Here is an 18,213-nt window from a genome sequence, read left to right on the forward strand (position 1 = left end):
CTCGCTCACGTCGCGTCCGGCAGCTTGCGCCAGCGCCGCCACAGCCAGTAGCAGGGACCGGACAAGGCGTACAGCACCCCGATCGCCAGCAGCGCGCGCGACAGGTCGATGACCAGCACCGCGATCACCACCGGCGCCAATACCAGCATCAGGAACGGCACCCGGTCGGCGCGCGGGCCTTTCGCGGCACCGCCCTTGAAGCTCCAGAAACGGATCCGGCTGACCATCAGCAGCGCCGCGGCCACGGTCAGGCCCAGCGCCACGTAGCGCAGCTGCTCGCCATCCCAGCCGAGATTGCCGTCGGCGAACGCCCACACGAAGGCCATCATCAATCCCGCTGCGGCCGGGCTGGCCAGGCCGACGAACCAGCGCTTGTCGACGGTGCCGACCTGGGTGTTGAAGCGGGCCAGGCGCAGCGCGGCGCAGGCCGCATACAGGAACGCCACCGACCAGCCGACCCGGCCCATCACGCTGCCATCGAACTTCAGCGCCGACAGCGACCAGTGGTACATCACCAGCGCCGGGGCCATGCCGAAGCTGACCAGATCGGCCAGCGAGTCGTACTGCACGCCGAATTCGCTGCTGGTGCCGGTCAGCCGCGCCACGCGCCCGTCCAGCCCGTCCATCAGCGCGGCGACGAACACCGCCACGCTGGCGTGCACGAACTGGCCGTTGGCAGCGGCGATGATGGCGTAGAAGCCGGAGAACAGGCCGGCGGTGGTGAACAGGTTCGGCAGCAGATAGATGGTGCGCGAACGGGGAGGCGGTCGGGATGGGTCCATGTGCGGCAGTTTAATCGACTTGCCAGGTCCGACGGCCGGTGCTGCAATCGGCGCTCGCCCCCGTGCCCCTGGAGAACGTGATGCGCGCCCTGACCCGGCTTTGCTGCCTGTGCCTGCTCGCCGCCAGCGGCGTGGCCGGCGCCGCCACCCTGTACCAATGGAAGGATGCGCAGGGCGTCACCCACTATTCGCAAAGCCCGCCGCCGGGCGGCAAGTACCAGGCGCGGCGGGTCGACGGCCACGGCGGCGCCCCGGCCGAGGCCACCGAAGCCGCCGCGCCGGCGGAGAACGGCAACTGCCTGAGCGCGCGCAAGAACCTGGACATCCTCGCCAAGCCGGGCAAGGTGATGCGCGACCGCGACGGCGACGGCAAGCCGGACGTGGAGCTGGACGAGGTCCAGCGCGGCGCGCAGAAGGCCCTGGCCGAGGCCGCGATCAAGGCCTATTGCGCGCAACCCGCCGCCGCGGAGTGAGTGCGCACGGCCGGCGCCGAGGCGGCGCGGGCCGCCCTGCATTCCCGCAGCGCCGGCAATGACTGGCAAAATGGGCGCCCGCCGTCAACGAAGCCCCTCGATGCGCCTTTCCCAGTTCCACCTGCACACCACCAAGGAAACGCCGGCCGATGCCGAGCTGGTCAGCCACCGGCTGATGCTGCGCGCCGGCATGATCCGCAAGCTCGCCTCCGGCCTGTACACCTGGTCGCCGCTGGGCCTGCGCGTGCTGCGCAAGGTGGAAGCGGTGGTGCGCGAGGAAATGAACCGCGCCGGCGCGGTGGAAGTGCTGTTCCCGACCATCCAGCCGCGCGAGCTGTGGGAGGCCACCGGGCGCTGGAAGAAGTTCGGCGGCCTGATGCTGCGGATGCAGGACCGCAAGGAGCAGGACTACTGCTACAGCCCCACCGCCGAAGAGGCCGCCGCCGACTTCGCGCGCCAGGAGCTGAGCAGCTACAAGCAGCTGCCGGTCAATTTCTACCAGATCCAGACCAAGTTCCGCGACGAGATCCGCCCGCGCTTCGGGGTGATGCGCGCGCGCGAGTTCCTGATGAAGGACGCCTACTCGTTCCATGTCAGCGACGAGGACCTGGCGCGCGAGTACGCGAACATGAAGGCCGCCTACGGCCGTATCTTCACCCGCCTGGGCCTGCAGTTCCGCGCGGTGCAGGCCGATTCCGGCGACATCGGCGGCGACGCCTCGCAGGAATTCCACGTGCTGGCCGAGTCCGGCGAGGATTCGCTGGCGTTCTCCACCGGCTCGGACTACGCGGCCAACGTCGAGGCCGCGGTCGCCGCCGATCCGGCGCCGCGTCCGGCAGCGCAAGAGGCGCTGCGCAAGGTCGCCACGCCCACCCAGAAGACCTGCGACGCGGTGGCGCAACTGCTCGGCATCGCGCTGCAGCGCACGGTCAAGTCGGTCGCGGTGATGGCCGGCGAGGCCTTCGTGCTGGCGCTGGTGCGCGGCGACCACGCGGTGAACGAGATCAAGCTGGGCAAGGTCGCCGGCCTGGCCGGCTACCGCATGGCCAACGAGGCCGAGATCCGCGCCCACCTCGGCAGCGAACCGGGCTTCCTCGGCCCGCTGCACCCGCGCCAGCCGATCCGCGTGGTCGCCGACCGCGACGTGGCGGCGATGGCCGATTTCGTGGTCGGCGCCAACGCGGCCGGCTTCCATCTGGCCGGGGTCAACTGGGGCCGCGACCTGCCCGAGCCGGACGCCGTGGCCGACCTGCGCAACGTGGTCGAGGGCGAGCGCGCCCACGACGGCGGCGAAATCCGCCTGGCGCGCGGCATCGAAGTCGGCCACGTGTTCCAGCTCGGGCGCCAGTATGCGCAGGCGCTGGACGCCACCGTGCTGGACGAGAACGGCAAGACCGTGGCGATGGCGATGGGCTGCTACGGCATCGGCATCTCGCGCATCGTCGCCGCGGCGATCGAGCAGAACCACGACGAGGCCGGCATCCGCTGGCCGCCGCCGATGGCGCCATGGCCGGTGGCGATCTGCGTGATCAATCCCAAGCGCGACCCGGCGATCGACGCGGCCGGCGAGGCGCTGCTGGCCGAACTGCAGCAGGCCGGCCTGGACGCGGTGCTCGACGATCGCGGCCTGCGTGCCGGCGCGATGTTCGCGGATATCGAGTTGATCGGGATTCCGCACCGGGTGGTGGTGTCCGAGCGTGGGCTGACGGCCGGCACCTTCGAATACCGCGCGCGCAGCGGCGGCGAGGCGCAGAACCTGGACCGCGCCGCAGTGCTGGCGCGCCTGCAGGGTTAATCGGGAAGGCCGGGAATATATCCCGGCCTTTTTCCTTGCATGGCCGTCGCGACGACGCGGCCTCGACATTTCCTGTGACAATATCCCGGTCGAATCGGTGCCGTAACGGCGCCTTGATTTGACAATCTGAATTCGGCGCGTATAAGTGTGAGCCACGCCGATCCAGCGGCGGCCAGCGATCGAAATAACCGGAATGTTTGTCAATCCGATAAAGCGATATTATGATTCCGCCCTAGCCAGGGAATGGCTGTATGCCCATCGTCCATTTTCCGGAGTAAAGATGACCATCGATCTCAGTGGCCTGTCGGCCAAGCAGTTGGGCGCTCTTATCAAGACGGCCAAGAAGCAACAGACCATCGTCGCCAAGCGCACGCCCATCGCCAAGGTCCGCACCCAGCTGGCACGCCTGGCCAGGTCCCACGGTTACAGCATCGACGAAGTCTTCGATGGCCCCGCTCCGGCCGAGCGCGGCCGCAAGGCCGCCGGCAAGCCGGGTCCGAAGCCGGGCCGCAAGCTGGGCAAGGTGCCGCCGAAATACCGCAATCCGGCCGATACGACGCAGACCTGGACCGGTCGCGGCAAGCAGCCGCGCTGGCTGGCCGAGCAGGTGGCCAAGGGCAAGAAGGCCGACGACTTCCTGATCGCGGGTCCGGCCAAGCCGGCGGGTCCGGCCAAGAAGACCGCGAAGAAGGCGGTGAAGAAAGTCGCCAGGGTCGCCAAGAAAGCCGGCAAGTCCGCCGCCCCGAAAAACTGATCCGGGAACCGATCCGGGAACGGCCGATTATCCGAGAAACGCCGGCGCAAGCCGGCGTTTTTTATGCCTGCCGCGGGGACGCTACGGCTATAGATTCTTCCGCGCCGGCACCAGCAGGTTGCCGAACAGCAGGCCGGCCACCAGCGCCATCACGATATTGGTCACCGCCAGCAGCGCCGACTGCCCGCCGGGCACGTCGTGCTGCTGCACCAGCGTGAGCAGCCCGCGCAGGCTGGCGCTGCCGGGCACCAGCATGATGATGCCGGGCAGCCGGATCAGCGCGCCCGGCCGTTGCCCCAGCCGGCCGAACAGATTGCCGGCCGCGGTCAGCGACATCGCCGACAGGAAGATGCCGACCGGGCTGCCCCAGGCCTCGCCGGCGAAGCGCGCGATCGCGTAGCCGGCCACCGAGGCCGCCATCACCCAGGGATAATCGCGGCCGTTGGCCTTGAACAGCAGCGCGAACGCATACGCCGCCACCAGCAGCGAGGCCCATTCCACCCACACCGCCTGCGGCCGCGACGCGTGCACCAGCGGCTGCAGGCCCAGCAGCTGCGCCAGGGTCACCGCGATCGCCGCGCCCACGGTGAGCTTGAGGATGGTGGTGACCGCACCGGCGAAGCGCGCCGTGCCGGACACCCAATGCTGGCTGGTCAGTTCGTTGACCGCATTGGTCAGCGCCATTCCCGGCAGCAGCACCACCAGCGAGGCGATGATCACCGAATTGAGGTTCAGCGGCGCCACGAAGGTCGCCACCAGTGCGGCGACGACGCCGGCCAGCAGCGCTGCCAGCGCCTCGTTGGCCTCCTTGGCCGCCGCACGCTTGTCGGTGAGCTGGGTCAACGCACCGATCAGCAGGCCGATCGCGGTGGCGGTGGCGATGTCCAGCCACGGCAGCCGCCACAGTCCGGCCACGCCCATCGCGGCCAGGCCGAAGCCGAGCACCTGCATCGCCTTCCAGCGCCGCCCGGGCGGGCGGTCCAGCTGGCGCAGCGCGGTATGGCCCTGGGCCACGCTCATGCGGCCGCTGGCGACCGCCTCGGCGATGCTGTCGGCGACGCTGAGCTTGTGCAGATCGTTGTCGCCCGGCGCCAGCCGCACCACGCGGGTGATGTCGCTGGAGCCGATCGCCTTGGTCGGATCGCTGAAGCTGAGGATCAGCCCGGTCGGGTTGGACCAGGGCTCGCAGTCCAGGTCCAGCTGTTGCGACAGCGCCACCACCGCCGCCTCCAGGCGCTGCGCGGTGGTGCCGTAGGTGTGCAGGCGGCCGGCGATCTCGGAGACGAAGGCGATCCGTTGCGCATAGGTGGCGGCGGCGGAAGGGTTGGCGATGGGCGCGGCTTGCATGTCGGCTAGTATGGCGCCAACCCCGCGCACAGCCACCCTGTGGCGCACGACGACATTGCGCTGCAGGCGAAACAGGTATGCTCGCGCTCCGGACGCCCCATGATCGAACCGCAACCGCCAACACTCAGCCAGGACGACCGAGACCCCTCGCGGGTGCGGCTGTCCGGCAGTTGGACCCTGGCCACCGCGCTGGCGTCGTCGGACGTGCTGCGCGCATTGCCGGCCGGCACCAGCGGCATCGACGCCAGCGGCATCGGCCAGCTGGATTCGGCCGGCGTGCTGCAGCTGATGCGCTACGCCACCCGCAACGGCATCGCCCACGAGGCGCTGAACTTCCGCCGCGACCACCAGGCGCTGGTCAGCACCATCGAGGACGTCGCCGACGACCGCCCCAAGCGCAAGCGCGACTACGGCTTCGCCGCGGCGCTGGAGCGGCTGGGCTACGCGGTGCACCGCAACGGCAAGGAGATCGTCGCGCTGGTCGGCTTCCTCGGCGAGACCCTGGTCAAGGTGCTGCGCCTGGTGCACGAACCGCGGCGTTTCCGCCTGACCTCCACCGTGCACCACATGGAACAGGTCGGGCTGGACGCGGTGCCGCTGGTCGCCCTGCTGTCCTACCTGGTCGGCGCGGTGATCGCGTTCCTCGGCTCGACCATCCTGCGCGACTTCGGCGCCGAGATCTACGTGGTGGAGCTGGTCAGCATCGCCTTCCTGCGCGAATTCGCGGTGCTGCTGACCGCGATCGTGCTGGCCGGGCGCACCGCCAGCGCGTTCACCGCGCAGATCGGCGCGATGAAGGCGCGCGAAGAGGTCGACGCGATCCAGACCCTGGGCCTGGACCCGATGGATCTGCTGGTGATCCCGCGGCTGGTGGCGCTGCTGGTGATGCTGCCGCTGCTGACCTTCGTGGCGATGATCGCCGGCCTGGCCGGCGGCGTCACCGTCGGCGCCTTCGACCTGGGCATCCCGCCGCAGATGTACCTGGCGCGCATGCACGACACCATCCAGCTGCGGCACATGCTGGTGGGCCTGTCGAAGGCGCCGATCTTCGCGATCGTGATCGGCCTGATCGGCTGCCTGGAAGGCCTGCGCGTGGAAGGCACCGCGCAATCGGTCGGCGAGCGCACCACCTCCAGCGTGGTGCAGACGATCTCGCTGGTGATCATCATCGACGCGATCGCCGCGCTGTGGTTCATGAACGTGGGGTGGTGATGTGAGGCTGGGAATCGGGAATCGGGAATCGGGAATGGGTAGAGCCAACGGCATTGCGGCCTCTGGCCGGGAGTGCACGCTTTGACCAATCCCGAATCCCCAATCCCGAATCCCGAAGAAGAACTGGCCATCTCGGTGCGCGGCCTGCTCAACCGCTTCGGCACCCAGACCGTGCACGAAGACCTGGACCTGGACGTGCGCCGCGGCGAGATCCTCGGCGTGGTCGGCGGCTCGGGCACCGGCAAGTCGGTGCTGATGCGCAGCATCCTCGGCCTGCGCGATCCCGACGCCGGCCACATCCGCGTGCTCGGCGTGGACACCGACTCCAGGCGCCGCGAAGACCGCCTGCACGTGGAGCGCAATACCGGGGTGCTGTTCCAGGACGGCGCGCTGTTCTCCTCGCTGAGCGTGGGCGAGAACGTGCAGGTGCCGCTGAAGGAGCACTTCGGCGAACTGCCCGACAGCTGGCATTACGAACTGGCGCTGCTGAAGGTGAAACTGGCCGGACTGCCGGCCGATGCGCTCAACAAGCTGCCCTCGCAGCTGTCCGGCGGCATGCGCAAGCGCGCCGGGCTGGCGCGCGCGCTGGCGCTGGACCCGCCGCTGCTGTTCCTGGACGAACCCACCGCCGGGCTGGACCCGATCGGCGCGGCCGCCTTCGACCGCCTGATCCGCACCCTGCAGGAAGCGCTGGGGCTGACCGTGTTCCTCATCACCCACGACCTGGACACCTTGTACGCTATCTGCGACCGCGTGGCGGTGCTGGCCGACCGCAAGGTCATCGCCACCGCGCCGCTGGCGCAGATCGAGCAGGTCGACCACCCCTGGATCCAGGATTATTTCCATGGCCCGCGCGCGCGCGCGGCGCGCGCCGCCAAAACCGCCTGGAGCGAGACCCACTGAGCCATGGAAACCAAAGCCAACTACGTCCTGATCGGCGCCTTCACCATCGTCGCCGGGCTGGCCCTGCTGCTGTTCGGGCTGTGGGCGGCCAAGTACTCCTCGGACCGCACCTGGCAGGAATACCGGGTGGTGTTCCGTGAAGCGGTCACCGGCCTGTCGGTGGGCAGCCCGGTGCAATACAACGGCATCGCGGTCGGCACGATCACCGAACTGACCCTGGCGCCGAACGATCCGCGCCAAGTGGTGGCACGGGTGCGGCTGAACTCGACCACGCCGATCAAGAGCGACACCCGCGCCAAGCTGGGGATCAGCAGCCTGACCGGGCCGTCGATCATCCAGCTCTCCGGCGGCACCCCGGAGGCGCCGGCGCTGACCTCGATCGACACCAGCGATGCGCCGGTCATCCAGACCACGCCGTCGGCGCTGCAGAACATCACCGATACCGCCAACCGCATCGTCGAGCGCCTGGACCAAGTGCTCAGCGACCGCAACGTGGCCAGCATCACCGCCACCCTGCACAACCTGGAGACGATCAGCGGCTCGCTGGCCAACCGCGACGAGGGCATGCAGTCGCTGATCCTCAGCGCGCGCGATGCCGCGCGCAATCTCGACGTGACCCTGAAGACCACCAACGGCACCATCCAGCGCCTGGACCAGAACCTGGTGCAGCAGCTGCCGCCGATCCTGGACAAGCTGGAAACCACGCTGAGCAAGCTCGATTCGGCGTCCGGCAACGCCGACAAGATCCTGGGCGAGAACCGCGCGGCGATCAACAGCTTCGCCAACGACGGCCTGGGCCAGCTCGGCCCGACCCTGACCGAACTGCGCGGGCTGATCCGCGACCTGCGCCGGGTCAGCGACCGCCTGGACAACAACCCCGCGCGCTACCTGCTCGGCCGCGACGCCCCGAAGGAGTTCGAACCCAAATGAAGCCGATGCGCGCCCTTCTGCTGCTTGCCGTCCCGGCCCTGCTGCTCGCCGGCTGCTCCGCGCTGACCGGCGGCAGCAAGCAGCCGGTGACGATCTACGCGCCCGACGTGCGCGTGGCGCCGGACCCGTCCTGGCCGCAGGTGACCTGGCAGCTGGCGATCGCCAAGCCCAGCGCCGCGCGCGTGGTCGACAGCCCGCGCATCGCGGTGCGCCCCACCCCGGGCGAACTGCAGATCTACAGCGGCGTCAGCTGGGCGCAGCCGGCCACCGACATGCTCGAAGACACGCTACTGCGCGCGTTCGAGGATTCCGGGCGCATCCCCGGCGTGGCCCGGCTCGGCACCGGCATCCGCGCCGACTACAAGCTGGTGCTGGACCTGCGCCGCTTCGAATCCGACTACGCCGGCCGCGAGGTGCCCTCGGCCACGATCGAACTCAACGCCAAGCTGCTGTACACCCCCGACCAGCGCGTGGTCGCCGCGCGCACCTTCCTCGCCGCGCAACCGGCCGCCAGCACCGCCCAGGCGCAGGTGGCCGACGCCTTCGCGCAGGCGCTGTCGCAGGTGACCGGCGATGTGGTCGGCTGGACCCTGCAGCAGGGCCAGGCCGACGCGGCCACGGCGCTGGCGCCGGTGCCGAAGGTCGCACCGCCCCCGCGACGCTGACTCGAAGCCCCTCTCCCCCCGGGAGAGGGGTTGGGGTGAGGGTACGGCGCGAAGCGTCTCGGAGATTTGGGTGCACCAGGCTGCGCCCGTACCCTCATCCGCCCCTGCGGGGCACCTTCTCCCGACGGGAGAAGGGACCGTCTAGCCCCTCTCCCGTCGGGAGAGGGGTTGGGGTGAGGGTACGGCGCGAAGCGACTCGCGGAGTTTGGGTGCACGAGGCTTCGCACGTACCCTCATCCGCCCCTGCGGGGCACCTTCCCCCAAAAAGGGGGCCATGGTCCCGATGGGAGAAGGGAATCTGTGGCCGCTAACGCGCAGCGATTTTCCGAAACGTCAGGTTGATCCGCTCGCCGACCGGCCTGGCAGTCCGCGGCAAGGCATGCCGGTACAGGCGCTGGGTCTCCCCGCCCATCAACAGTAAGCCACCGGCGCTCAGTTGCAGCGCCTGGCGCAACGCCGGCTCGCTGCGATGGCGCAGCACGAAGCGGCGCGTGGCGCCCAGGCTCAGCGAGGCGATCAGCGGACGCGCGCCCAATTCCTTTTCATCGTCGCTGTGCCAGCCCATCGCGTCGCGGCCGTCGCGGTAGCGGTTGGCCAGCACGCTGTTGAACGCGACCCCGGTTTCCGCCGCCAGCCGCGCGCGCAGCGGCCGCAGCGCCGACGGCCACGGATGCGGCGCGAAACGGGCGCCGGAATAGCGGTAGCTCGCCTGCGCATCGCCGATCCAGCAGCTCAGCCGCGGCGAATCGACCATCCGTCCGAACAGGCGGATGCGGTGAACCTCCCAGGCCACCCCGGCCAGCAAGTGCGCCAACAGCGCCGCCGCCTCGGCCGGGGCGAGCCAGCCGGGCAGCCAGCGGACGTCGGCGCCGGGCAGATCGAGTTGCATCGCGCCACGCTAGCATGCCTGCCGGCACCATACGCCAGCGTGCGGAATTTGCCCCGTCACGCACAAAGCCTGAAAATGCAGCCAGCCAGATCGAGCCAACGGGAGCGGAGCAGATGACGGGATCGGAGGGCGGCGCCAGCGCGCCGGAGCCAGTGCAACGCGACGTCATGGAATACGACGTGGTCACCGTCGGCGCGGGTCCGGCCGGGCTGGCGTTCGCGATCCGGCTCAAGCAGCTCAACCCGGACATCTCGGTCTGCGTGATCGAGAAGGCCAGCACGGTCGGTGCGCAGATCCTGTCCGGCGCGGTGATCGAGCCGGCGCCGCTGGACGCGCTGCTGCCCGGCTGGCGCGACACCCCGCCGCCGATCTGCGTGCCCGCCGGCGAGGACGAGTTCTGGCACCTGAGCAAGGACGGCGGGCGCAAGTTCCCGATCGTGCCGCCGGGCATGCGCAACCACGGCAACTTCATCGTCAGCCTCGGCGCGTTGTGCGCGTGGCTGGCGCCGCAGGCCGAAGCACTGGGCGTGGAGATCTATCCCGGCTTCGCCGCCGCCGAGACCCTGCACGCCGACGACGGCACGGTGCTCGGCGTGCGCATCGGCGACATGGGCGTGGCCAAGGACGGGGCGCACAAGCCCGGCTACACCGCCGGCATCGACATCCGCGCCAAGGTCACGGTGCTGGCCGAAGGCGCGCGCGGGCACCTGACCAAGCGCCTGGTCAAGCGCTTCGCGCTGGACGCCGACAGCGACCCGCAGGCCTATTCGATCGGCATCAAGGAACTGTGGCAGCTGCCGGAAGGCCGCGTGGTGCCCGGCAGGATCGTGCATACCCTGGGCTGGCCGGCCGACAACGCCACCTATGCCGGCAGCTTCCTGTACCACCTGGAGAACAACCAGGTGGCGCTGGGCTACGTCAGCGGCCTGGACTACCACGACCCCGAGTACCGGCCGTGGGAGGCGTTCCAGCAGTGGAAGAACCACCCGCTGATGAAGCCGCTGCTGGAAGGCGGCAGCATCCTGTCGGCGGGCGCCCGCGCCATCGCCAGCGGCGGCTGGCAATCGCTGCCGAAGGTGGAGATGCCCGGCGCGCTACTGATCGGCGACAGCGCCGGCCTGCTCAACGTACCCAAGATCAAGGGCACCCACCAGGCGATCCGCAGCGGCATGCTCGCCGCCGAACACCTGGCCGCCGGCAAGGCGCTGGACCCGGCCGGCTTCGACGCGCGGCTGCGCGGCTCGGAAGTCATGGCCGAACTGCGCCAGGTGCGCAACATCAAGCCCGGGTTCAAGAAGGGCCTGTGGTTCGGCATGCTCAACGCAGCCTGGGAGACCCTGGTCAAGGGCGCCTCGCCGTGGACGCTGAAGGTGACCGCCGACTGGTCGTCGCTGGACCGGCTGGGCGAACACGAACAGCCCAGGCGCGACTACGTGCAGCGCGACCTGGCACCGCGCGACCGCCTGCAGGGCGTGTACTTCGCCGCCACCGAACACGACGAGGACCAGCCCGTGCACCTGCAGGTGCTGGATCCGCAGATCTGCGTGACCCGCTGCACCGAGGAATACGACAACCCCTGCACCCGCTTCTGCCCGGCCGCGGTCTACGAGATCGTCGACGACGCGGCCGGCAGGCGCCTGCAGATCAACGCCGCCAACTGCGTGCACTGCAAGACCTGCGACATCAAGGACCCCTACGAGATCATCGCCTGGGTCACGCCGGAAGGCGGCTCCGGCCCGAACTACCAGAACCTGTGAGCCGCTTGCGCGCTTCCGACACGCTGTACGTCCTGCGCCGCGGCAGGGCCCGTCGCCGCGCGACGCCGCGATGAGCGCAACGTGGCGCAAGGCCAACCTTGCCGTGCGGGCGGCTGTCGAGCGCCACGGCGGCGGTTGGCACGGCGTGCTCGCGGTCGCCGACCGCGGCTGGAAGGTGCTGCGTGCGCTGGGCCTGTCCGGTTTTCTGCGGCGCCTGCGGCATGCCGGGCACGCGCAGGTATCGGCGCCACCGCCATCGGATGTCGTCTTCCCCGCGCCGACTCCGGTCGAACGCGTGCAACTGCGCGTGGGCGTGATGGCCCACGTGTTCTACCCCGACCTCCTGGATGAATTGGCCCAGGCGCTGGCGGCCATGCCGGTGCCGTACGTGCTGATGGTATCGGTCATGGACGACGCCGCGCAGGCCGCTGCGCGACACCGCCTGTCGTCGCTGCCGCACCTGCAGGCGGTGCACGTGCGCACGGTCGCCAACCGTGGCCGCGACCTGGCGCCGTTGATCGTGACGTTCCGGGAGGACGTCCTGGCGCTCGACGTCGTGGCGCATTGGCATACCAAGAAGTCGCTGTACACCGGCAGCGAACGCCAGGATTGGCGCAATTACCTGACCACGTCCTTGTTCGGCTCGACACAGCGTCTCGGCTGGATCCTGGGCATGTTCCAGGCCGAGCCGAGACTGGGAATCGTCTATCCGGAAAGCTTCGGCGGCGTACCGCTGTGGGCGCACACCTGGCTGAGCAATCTGCAGGCCTGCCGCGAACTGGGCCAACGTCTTGGTGTCAGCATCGATGCGGCCGCCTACATCGATTTCCCGGCCGGCTCGATGTTCTGGGTGCGCGTCGAGGCATTGCGGCCGCTCTACGCACTGGGACTGAGCCTGCAGGATTTCCCGGAAGAGCGCGGCCAGATCGACGGCACCTTGCAGCACGCCCTGGAGCGGATGTTCGTGGCGGTCGTGCGCCAGCAAGGGCTGCTGGCGGGCATCCTGCCAGCGGATGGAAACCTCGCGTTGAGCACGGAGGGCGGCCGCAACTGGATGCAGGCCTTCCAGATGCCGCTGGCTACGCGCCTGACCCTGTCGGCGATCGATGCAGACGTGGTGTCGCTGGACGTGTTCGACACGCTGGTGACGCGCCCCTTCCTGACCCCGGCCGGCGCGCGCGCCTATCTTGCCCATCTGGCCGCCGCAACGCTTGGCGTCGCCGGATTCGCCAGTTTGCGCGAGCGTGCCGAGGCGCGCGCGCGCACGGCAGCCGGGCGCGATGTCGACCTGGACGCCATCTACGCCGCGATGGCCCAGCTCGCGGAGGCGCAAGACCTTCCCCTGAGCGCATTGCAGAAGCTCGAACTGGAGACCGAAGCGCGCCTGCTGCAGCCGCGCCGGGCGCTGGTCGCCGCGGCCAATGCGCTCGCCGCCAGCGGACGGCGCCTGGTCGCCGTGTCGGACATGTACCTCAATAGCGCGGATCTACAGCGGGTCTTGCCATCCGCCGTGCATGCGTTGCCGCGCGCCTGGTATGTGTCGTGCGAAACCGGCTGGCGCAAGGACGACGGCCAGGCCTGGGAACGGTTGCCGGCACGCGAAGGCGTCGCGGAGCGGCATTGGCTGCACGTCGGCGACAACGAGCAGTCCGATATCCAGCGCCCGCAGACGCACGGCTATCTCACGTCGGTGCACGTGCTGCGGCCATCGGCATTGCTCGACGTGGTCCCGGCGCTACGTCCGTTGCGACCCGCAGCAGGAGCGCACAGCACCTGGCAAGACCAGTTGTGGCTCGGCCTGCTCAGTCGCCACCTGGCGGATCTCGCCGATACCCGGCCGGAGCAGTTCGGCGACCGGCTGCACCTGGCATCGCCGACATCGCTCGGCTATCTGGTGCTCGGCCCCTTGGTCGCGGATTACCTGCTCTGGCTGGCGCGCCTGGCGCTATCGCGCGGCGTCGGCCAGGTCCTGTTCCTGAGCCGCGAAGGCTATCTCTTGCAAAAAGCGTTTGCGCAGCTGCAGGCGGCATGTCCGCCGCTGGCCGCGTTGCGCGGCAGCTATGTACTGGCCTCGCGCCGCGGCACCGGCGTGCCGACGCTGCGCGAGGCCACCGACCTGGATGCGCTGCTCGGCAGCACCTACACCGGCAACCTGCACGAACTGCTACAGGCACGGCTCGGCACACCGGCGACAACCGCAATCGCAGCGCAGCTTGGCGCCGCAGAGATGCGCAGCATGGTGCTGCTGCCGGAGATGCGCGCCGCGGTGTTGCAGAAACTGGCACCGGCGATGCCGGCACTGCTGGAAGTCGCCGCCGCAGAACGCGAGGGCTATTTGCGCTATTGGCGCGATATGGTCGCCGATGCGCCGGCCATGGTCGCGGACCTGGGCTACGCGGGCACCATCCAGGCGCAGTTGGGCAGGTTGACGGGGACCGTGCTGGGCGGGGGCTACTTCGCGGTGAACGCCGGCATCGCCCAGGCCGAGGACAATGGCTGGGCCGAGGCCTGCTATTTCGATGGGCGCAACACGGATGCGGAAACCTCGCCGATCCTGCAACACGACCTGCTGCTGGAAACCTTCTTGACCGCGCCGGATGGCCAGTTCTCGCATTTCACGCAGCGCGACGACGGCAGCATCGAACCGGTCTTCGCCGACACCGAGCTCGATCCTGCGCACTTCGCCATGGTCGCTGCGGTCCAGCAAGGTGCGCTCGATTTCGTCGCCGACCTGTGTGCGGTCGGCGGAAACGAGACCTGGCAGTTCATGTTCGACCGTACGCTGATCCAGACGCCATTGCGCTGCCTGGGCGAAGGCCGTTGGCAGGCCGGCGACTGGGCGCGCGGCCTGGCCGTCAGCGATGCTTTCACAGGCCGCGGACGGGTGGCCGTGAGCATCTGAGTCACATCCGCGCAGAGAAGCGGCTGGCGCACGGGAATTCCGGACTCAGCGCCGCAAAAGGCCGCAATTCTTGTGCTTGCGCTACCCGTACATCGACAGCGCGGTGTGCGGCCGCCCATCGGCCGAGCGGATGCCGCTTCGATCCTATCTCAGCGTACGAGATAATAAAAAGAAGGCGCCGAAGCGCCTTCTTTAGTGCATAGCGCGGTGCGGCGATGGCCGTGGCATCTGCGTGCTTACTTCTTGAGGTGAACCGGACCGACTTCGAGCGTGGGCTGGCCAAAGCCCGAAAACCAGCTGACCGACTCCTGGACCAGGTCCACCTTCAGCTTGCGGCCATCGATGCGGGAATCGGCCGGAATCTGCACAGCAACCGACGCTGCAGCGCCGGGGGCGATTTCGGGCAAGGCGGTGCGCGAGAAATCACGAACCTCGGCACTGCCATCCGGAGCTTCGATCTGCACGCCAAGATTGACCGGCGGATTACTGGCTCCGGAAAGCGCGACTTTCCCGTTGTTTTCCACCTTGACCGTAAACTCGACGAACCCGGTGGCCGCGTTTATCTTCGGCTCGGACTCGAGCGTCAACTTGATGCTGACCTGATCGGCCGTCAGCTTGTTGACAGGCGCCTGCGGAGATGCGGCCGGTGCCGGTGCCGCCGCATCGCGGGGAGAAGTCTGCGCCGGTGCAGGCGCCGCCTGATCGGGGCCTTTGTTGCAACCCGCCACCGCCATCATCACTGCTGTTGCGGTCAAGAAAACATATCGGGATTTCATCAGGCACCTCTGATAGGGGGAAGTTTCTGCAGACGTCAAAAATTGAGGGGAGCCGCGCGCAGCTACTGCCCCGCAAGCCGCTCGCGCATCATACATCGCGCTAATACGCGGGAATATTCTGCCCCCGAATACTGTAGCCAGCTTGCGTTTTTGCACGCACTTCCGGTTCATCTACACCCTCTGCGAGCGCCGTTAACCACAGTCCATCGGCAGCGACGTCGAACACCGCCAGGTCGGTGATGATGCGGTCGACCACGCCCACCCCGGTCAATGGCAGGTCGCAGTCGTGCAGGATCTTGTGGCTGCCGTCCTTGGCCACGTGCTCCATCAGCACCACCACGCGCTTGACCCCGGCGACCAGATCCATCGCCCCGCCCATGCCCTTGACCATCTTGCCCGGCACCATCCAGTTGGCCAGGTCGCCGCGCGCGCTGACCTGCATCGCGCCGAGGATCGCCAGGTCGATATGGCCGCCGCGGATCATCGCGAAGGAATCGTGGCTGCCGAAATAGCTGGCGCCGGCGCGTGCGGTGACGGTCTGCTTGCCGGCGTTGATCAGGTCGGCATCGACCTCGTCCTCGCTCGGGAACGGGCCGATGCCGAGCAGGCCGTTCTCCGACTGCAGCCACACGTCCACGCCCTCGGGAATGTGGTTGGCGACCAGGGTCGGCAGGCCGATGCCCAGGTTCACATAGGCGCCGTCGGTGAGTTCGCGGGCGGCGCGCTGCGCCATTTCGTCGCGGGTCCAGGCCATGTCAGGCGTCCTTCTGGCGCAGGGTGCGCTGTTCGATGCGTTTTTCGGGATGCGGGTTGTGCACGATGCGGTCGACGTAGATGCCGGGCAGATGCACCTGGTCCGGATCGATGCTGCCGGTTTCGACGAGTTGCTCGACCTCGGCGATGCAGACCTTGCCGGCCATCGCGCAGGCCGGGTTGAAGTTGCGCGCGGTCTTGCGGAACACCAGGTTGCCGGCGGCGTCGGCCTTCCAGGCCTTGACCAGGGCCAGGTCGGCCTGCAGCGCGGTCTCCAGCACGTAGTGCTTGCCGTCGAACGCGCGCGTCTCCTTGCCCTCGGCGACGACGGTGCCGTAGCCGGTGGCGGTGAAGAACGCGGGAATGCCCGCGCCGCCGGCGCGCAGCCGTTCGGCCAGGGTGCCCTGCGGATTGAACTCCAGCTCCAGCTCGCCGGCCAGGTACTGGCGCTCGAACTCCTTGTTCTCGCCGACGTAGGACGAGATCATCTTGCGGATCTGCCGGGTCGCCAGCAGCTGGCCCAGGCCGAAGCCGTCGACGCCGGCATTGTTGGAGATCACGGTGAGGCCGGTCGCCGCACTGTCGCGCAGCGCGGCGATCAAGGCCTCGGGGATGCCGCACAGGCCGAAGCCGCCGACCGCCAGGGTCTGGCCGTTGCCCACCACGTCGGCCAGCGCCGTGGCCGCGTCGGGGAAAAGCTTGCCGCGCCGTCCGGTCGCCCGGGTAGAGGTAGAGGTGTCGCCCATGTCGCCAGCTCCGCATCGTGAAGGTAGACACGTAGTTTAGCCGGTCGCCGGCCGCGGCCTGCTGCGCACTGCCGCAATGACCGATTAAGGGCTGGAACGTTACACTCCAAGTTCCCTCCCCCGCAAGGACCCTCCCCTATGCCGCTTCCCGCATTCAAGGCCTACGACATCCGCGGTCGCGTTCCCGACGAACTGAATGAGGACCTGGCCCGCCGCATCGGCGTGGCGTTGGCGGGGCAGCTGGAGAACGGACCGGTGGTGGTGGGCCACGACGTCCGCCTGGCCAGCCAGGGGCTGCAGGACGCGCTGTCCGCCGGCCTGCGCGCCAGCGGCCGCGAGGTCATCGACATCGGCCTGTGCGGCACCGAGGAAGTGTATTTCCAGACCGATCACCTGCAGGCGGCCGGCGGGGTGATGGTCACCGCCAGCCACAACCCGATGGACTATAACGGCATGAAGCTGGTGCGCGAGAATGCGCGCCCGATCAGCTCCGACACCGGCCTGTTCGCGATCCGCGACACCGTGGCCGCCGATACCGCGCCCGCCGCCGCCCCGACCGCGGCCGAGCACAGCCGCGCGGACAAGTCCGCCTACATCCAGCACCTGCTCAGCTACGTCGACAGCGCCACGCTCAAGCCGCTGAAGCTGGTGGTCAACGCCGGCAACGGCGGCGCCGGCGCCATCGTCGACCTGCTGGCGCCGCACCTGCCGTTCGACTTCGTGCGCGTGTTCCACGAGCCGGACGGCCATTTCCCCAACGGCATCCCGAACCCGCTGCTGCCCGAGAACCGCGAAGCCAGCGCCAAGGCGGTGCAGGAACACGGCGCGGACTTCGGCATCGCCTGGGACGGCGACTTCGACCGCTGCTTCTTCTTCGACGAGAACGGCCGCTTCATCGAAGGCTATTACCTGGTCGGCCTGCTGGCGCAGGCGATCCTGGCCAAGCAGCCGGGCGGCAAGGTGGTGCACGACCCGCGCCTGACCTGGAACACGATCGAGATGGTCGAGGATGCCGGCGGCGTGCCGGTGCTGTGCAAGAGCGGCCACGCCTTCATCAAGGAGAAGATGCGCAGCGAAAACGCGGTGTACGGCGGCGAGATGAGCGCGCACCACTATTTCCGCGAGTTCGCCTACGCCGACTCGGGCATGATCCCGTGGCTGTTGATCGCCGAGCTGGTGTCGCAATCGGGCCGCTCGCTGGCCGACCTGGTCGAGGCGCGCATGCAGAAGTTCCCGTGCAGCGGCGAGATCAACTTCAAGGTCGCCGATGCCAAGGCCGCGGTGGCGCGGGTGATGGAGCACTACGCCGCGCAGTCGCCGGCGCTGGACTACACCGACGGGGTCAGCGCCGAATTCGAACAATGGCGCTTCAACCTGCGCAGCTCCAATACCGAACCGCTGCTGCGCCTGAACGTGGAAACGCGTGGCGATGCGGCACTGCTGGAAACGCGCACCACTGAAATCTCCGCTCTGTTGAACGCATGATCGGCTTCACGCCCCCTACCTTCCCCTGCAACGCATCTCTGGAG

16 protein-coding genes are annotated in these 18,213 nt (G+C 68.8%); 10 read left to right on the plus strand and 6 right to left on the minus strand.

Going from position 1 to position 18,213, the window contains the following annotated elements; all coding sequences use genetic code 11:
• Positions 1-5: 5 nt before the first annotated feature.
• Complete coding sequence (gene pssA / locus FZ025_RS05380) at positions 6-782, minus strand: CDP-diacylglycerol--serine O-phosphatidyltransferase (protein WP_104557802.1); 777 nt, start codon at positions 780-782, stop codon at positions 6-8.
• Positions 783-862: 80 nt separating this feature from the next.
• On the opposite strand from pssA, the gene FZ025_RS05385 reads away from it, so the two are divergent.
• The 3 genes from FZ025_RS05385 (at position 863) to FZ025_RS05395 (ending at position 3,804) form a co-directional block, all read left to right on the plus strand.
• Positions 863-1,255, plus strand: a complete 393-nt coding sequence (locus FZ025_RS05385; RefSeq protein ID WP_046981688.1) for a DUF4124 domain-containing protein — start codon at positions 863-865, stop codon at positions 1,253-1,255.
• 100 nt (positions 1,256-1,355) lie between these two features.
• Positions 1,356-3,050 (plus strand): proline--tRNA ligase, encoded by a 1,695-nt coding sequence (locus tag FZ025_RS05390; protein WP_046981689.1) that lies wholly within the window; start codon positions 1,356-1,358, stop codon positions 3,048-3,050.
• A 280-nt stretch (positions 3,051-3,330) separates the two neighbouring features.
• The gene (locus tag FZ025_RS05395; RefSeq protein WP_104557804.1) at positions 3,331-3,804 is read left to right on the plus strand and encodes an H-NS histone family protein; all 474 of its coding nucleotides are present in this window, start codon (positions 3,331-3,333) and stop codon (positions 3,802-3,804) included.
• Between the two features lie 87 nt (positions 3,805-3,891).
• Here FZ025_RS05395 and FZ025_RS05400 read toward each other — a convergent pair whose 3' ends face one another.
• Positions 3,892-5,151, minus strand: a complete 1,260-nt coding sequence (locus FZ025_RS05400; protein ID WP_104557806.1) for a threonine/serine exporter family protein — start codon at positions 5,149-5,151, stop codon at positions 3,892-3,894.
• Positions 5,152-5,250: 99 nt separating this feature from the next.
• Between FZ025_RS05400 and FZ025_RS05405 the strand changes: the two genes are divergently transcribed.
• From FZ025_RS05405 to FZ025_RS05420, 4 genes are all read left to right on the plus strand, one after another.
• Positions 5,251-6,363 carry an ABC transporter permease gene (locus tag FZ025_RS05405; protein WP_046979217.1) on the plus strand — a complete coding sequence of 371 codons (1,113 nt, stop codon included), beginning with the start codon at positions 5,251-5,253 and terminating at the stop codon, positions 6,361-6,363.
• A gap of 81 nt (positions 6,364-6,444) precedes the next feature.
• Positions 6,445-7,266, plus strand: coding sequence for an ABC transporter ATP-binding protein (locus tag FZ025_RS05410; RefSeq protein WP_046979208.1), 822 nt, complete (start codon positions 6,445-6,447; stop codon positions 7,264-7,266).
• 3 nt (positions 7,267-7,269) lie between these two features.
• On the plus strand, positions 7,270-8,196 hold the full coding sequence (locus tag FZ025_RS05415; protein ID WP_046979209.1) for an MlaD family protein: 927 nt from the start codon (positions 7,270-7,272) through the stop codon (positions 8,194-8,196).
• Positions 8,193-8,861, plus strand: a complete 669-nt coding sequence (locus FZ025_RS05420; protein ID WP_046979210.1) for an ABC-type transport auxiliary lipoprotein family protein — start codon at positions 8,193-8,195, stop codon at positions 8,859-8,861. Before FZ025_RS05415 ends, FZ025_RS05420 begins: the two co-directional genes overlap by 4 nt.
• 307 nt (positions 8,862-9,168) lie before the next feature.
• On the opposite strand, the gene FZ025_RS05425 is transcribed toward FZ025_RS05420, so the two are convergent.
• Positions 9,169-9,750 (minus strand): alpha-ketoglutarate-dependent dioxygenase AlkB family protein, encoded by a 582-nt coding sequence (locus tag FZ025_RS05425; protein WP_046979211.1) that lies wholly within the window; start codon positions 9,748-9,750, stop codon positions 9,169-9,171.
• 113 nt (positions 9,751-9,863) lie between these two features.
• Here FZ025_RS05425 and FZ025_RS05430 point away from each other — a divergent pair, with 113 nt between their 5' ends.
• A complete protein-coding gene (locus FZ025_RS05430; RefSeq protein ID WP_046979212.1) occupies positions 9,864-11,507 on the plus strand; it encodes an electron transfer flavoprotein-ubiquinone oxidoreductase in 1,644 nt (547 codons plus the stop codon).
• Positions 11,508-11,577: 70 nt separating this feature from the next.
• Positions 11,578-14,409 (plus strand): rhamnan synthesis F family protein, encoded by a 2,832-nt coding sequence (locus FZ025_RS05435; protein WP_046979213.1) that lies wholly within the window; start codon positions 11,578-11,580, stop codon positions 14,407-14,409.
• A gap of 236 nt (positions 14,410-14,645) precedes the next feature.
• Here the strand turns inward: FZ025_RS05435 and FZ025_RS05440 are convergent, their stop codons facing one another.
• The 3 genes from FZ025_RS05440 to FZ025_RS05450 form a co-directional block, all read right to left on the minus strand.
• Complete coding sequence (locus FZ025_RS05440; RefSeq protein WP_146093498.1) at positions 14,646-15,185, minus strand: hypothetical protein; 540 nt, start codon at positions 15,183-15,185, stop codon at positions 14,646-14,648.
• A gap of 100 nt (positions 15,186-15,285) precedes the next feature.
• Complete coding sequence (locus FZ025_RS05445; protein WP_046979215.1) at positions 15,286-15,939, minus strand: CoA transferase subunit B; 654 nt, start codon at positions 15,937-15,939, stop codon at positions 15,286-15,288.
• A gap of 1 nt (position 15,940) precedes the next feature.
• Entirely contained in the window at positions 15,941-16,684 is a 744-nt protein-coding gene (locus FZ025_RS05450) for a CoA transferase subunit A (protein WP_104557808.1), read from the minus strand.
• Positions 16,685-16,822: 138 nt separating this feature from the next.
• Here FZ025_RS05450 and FZ025_RS05455 point away from each other — a divergent pair, with 138 nt between their 5' ends.
• The gene (locus FZ025_RS05455; protein WP_104557810.1) at positions 16,823-18,169 is read left to right on the plus strand and encodes a phosphohexomutase domain-containing protein; all 1,347 of its coding nucleotides are present in this window, start codon (positions 16,823-16,825) and stop codon (positions 18,167-18,169) included.
• The last annotated feature ends 44 nt before the right edge of the window (positions 18,170-18,213 follow it).

Source organism: Xanthomonas hyacinthi (genome assembly GCF_009769165.1).
Classification (GTDB): domain Bacteria; phylum Pseudomonadota; class Gammaproteobacteria; order Xanthomonadales; family Xanthomonadaceae; genus Xanthomonas_A; species Xanthomonas_A hyacinthi.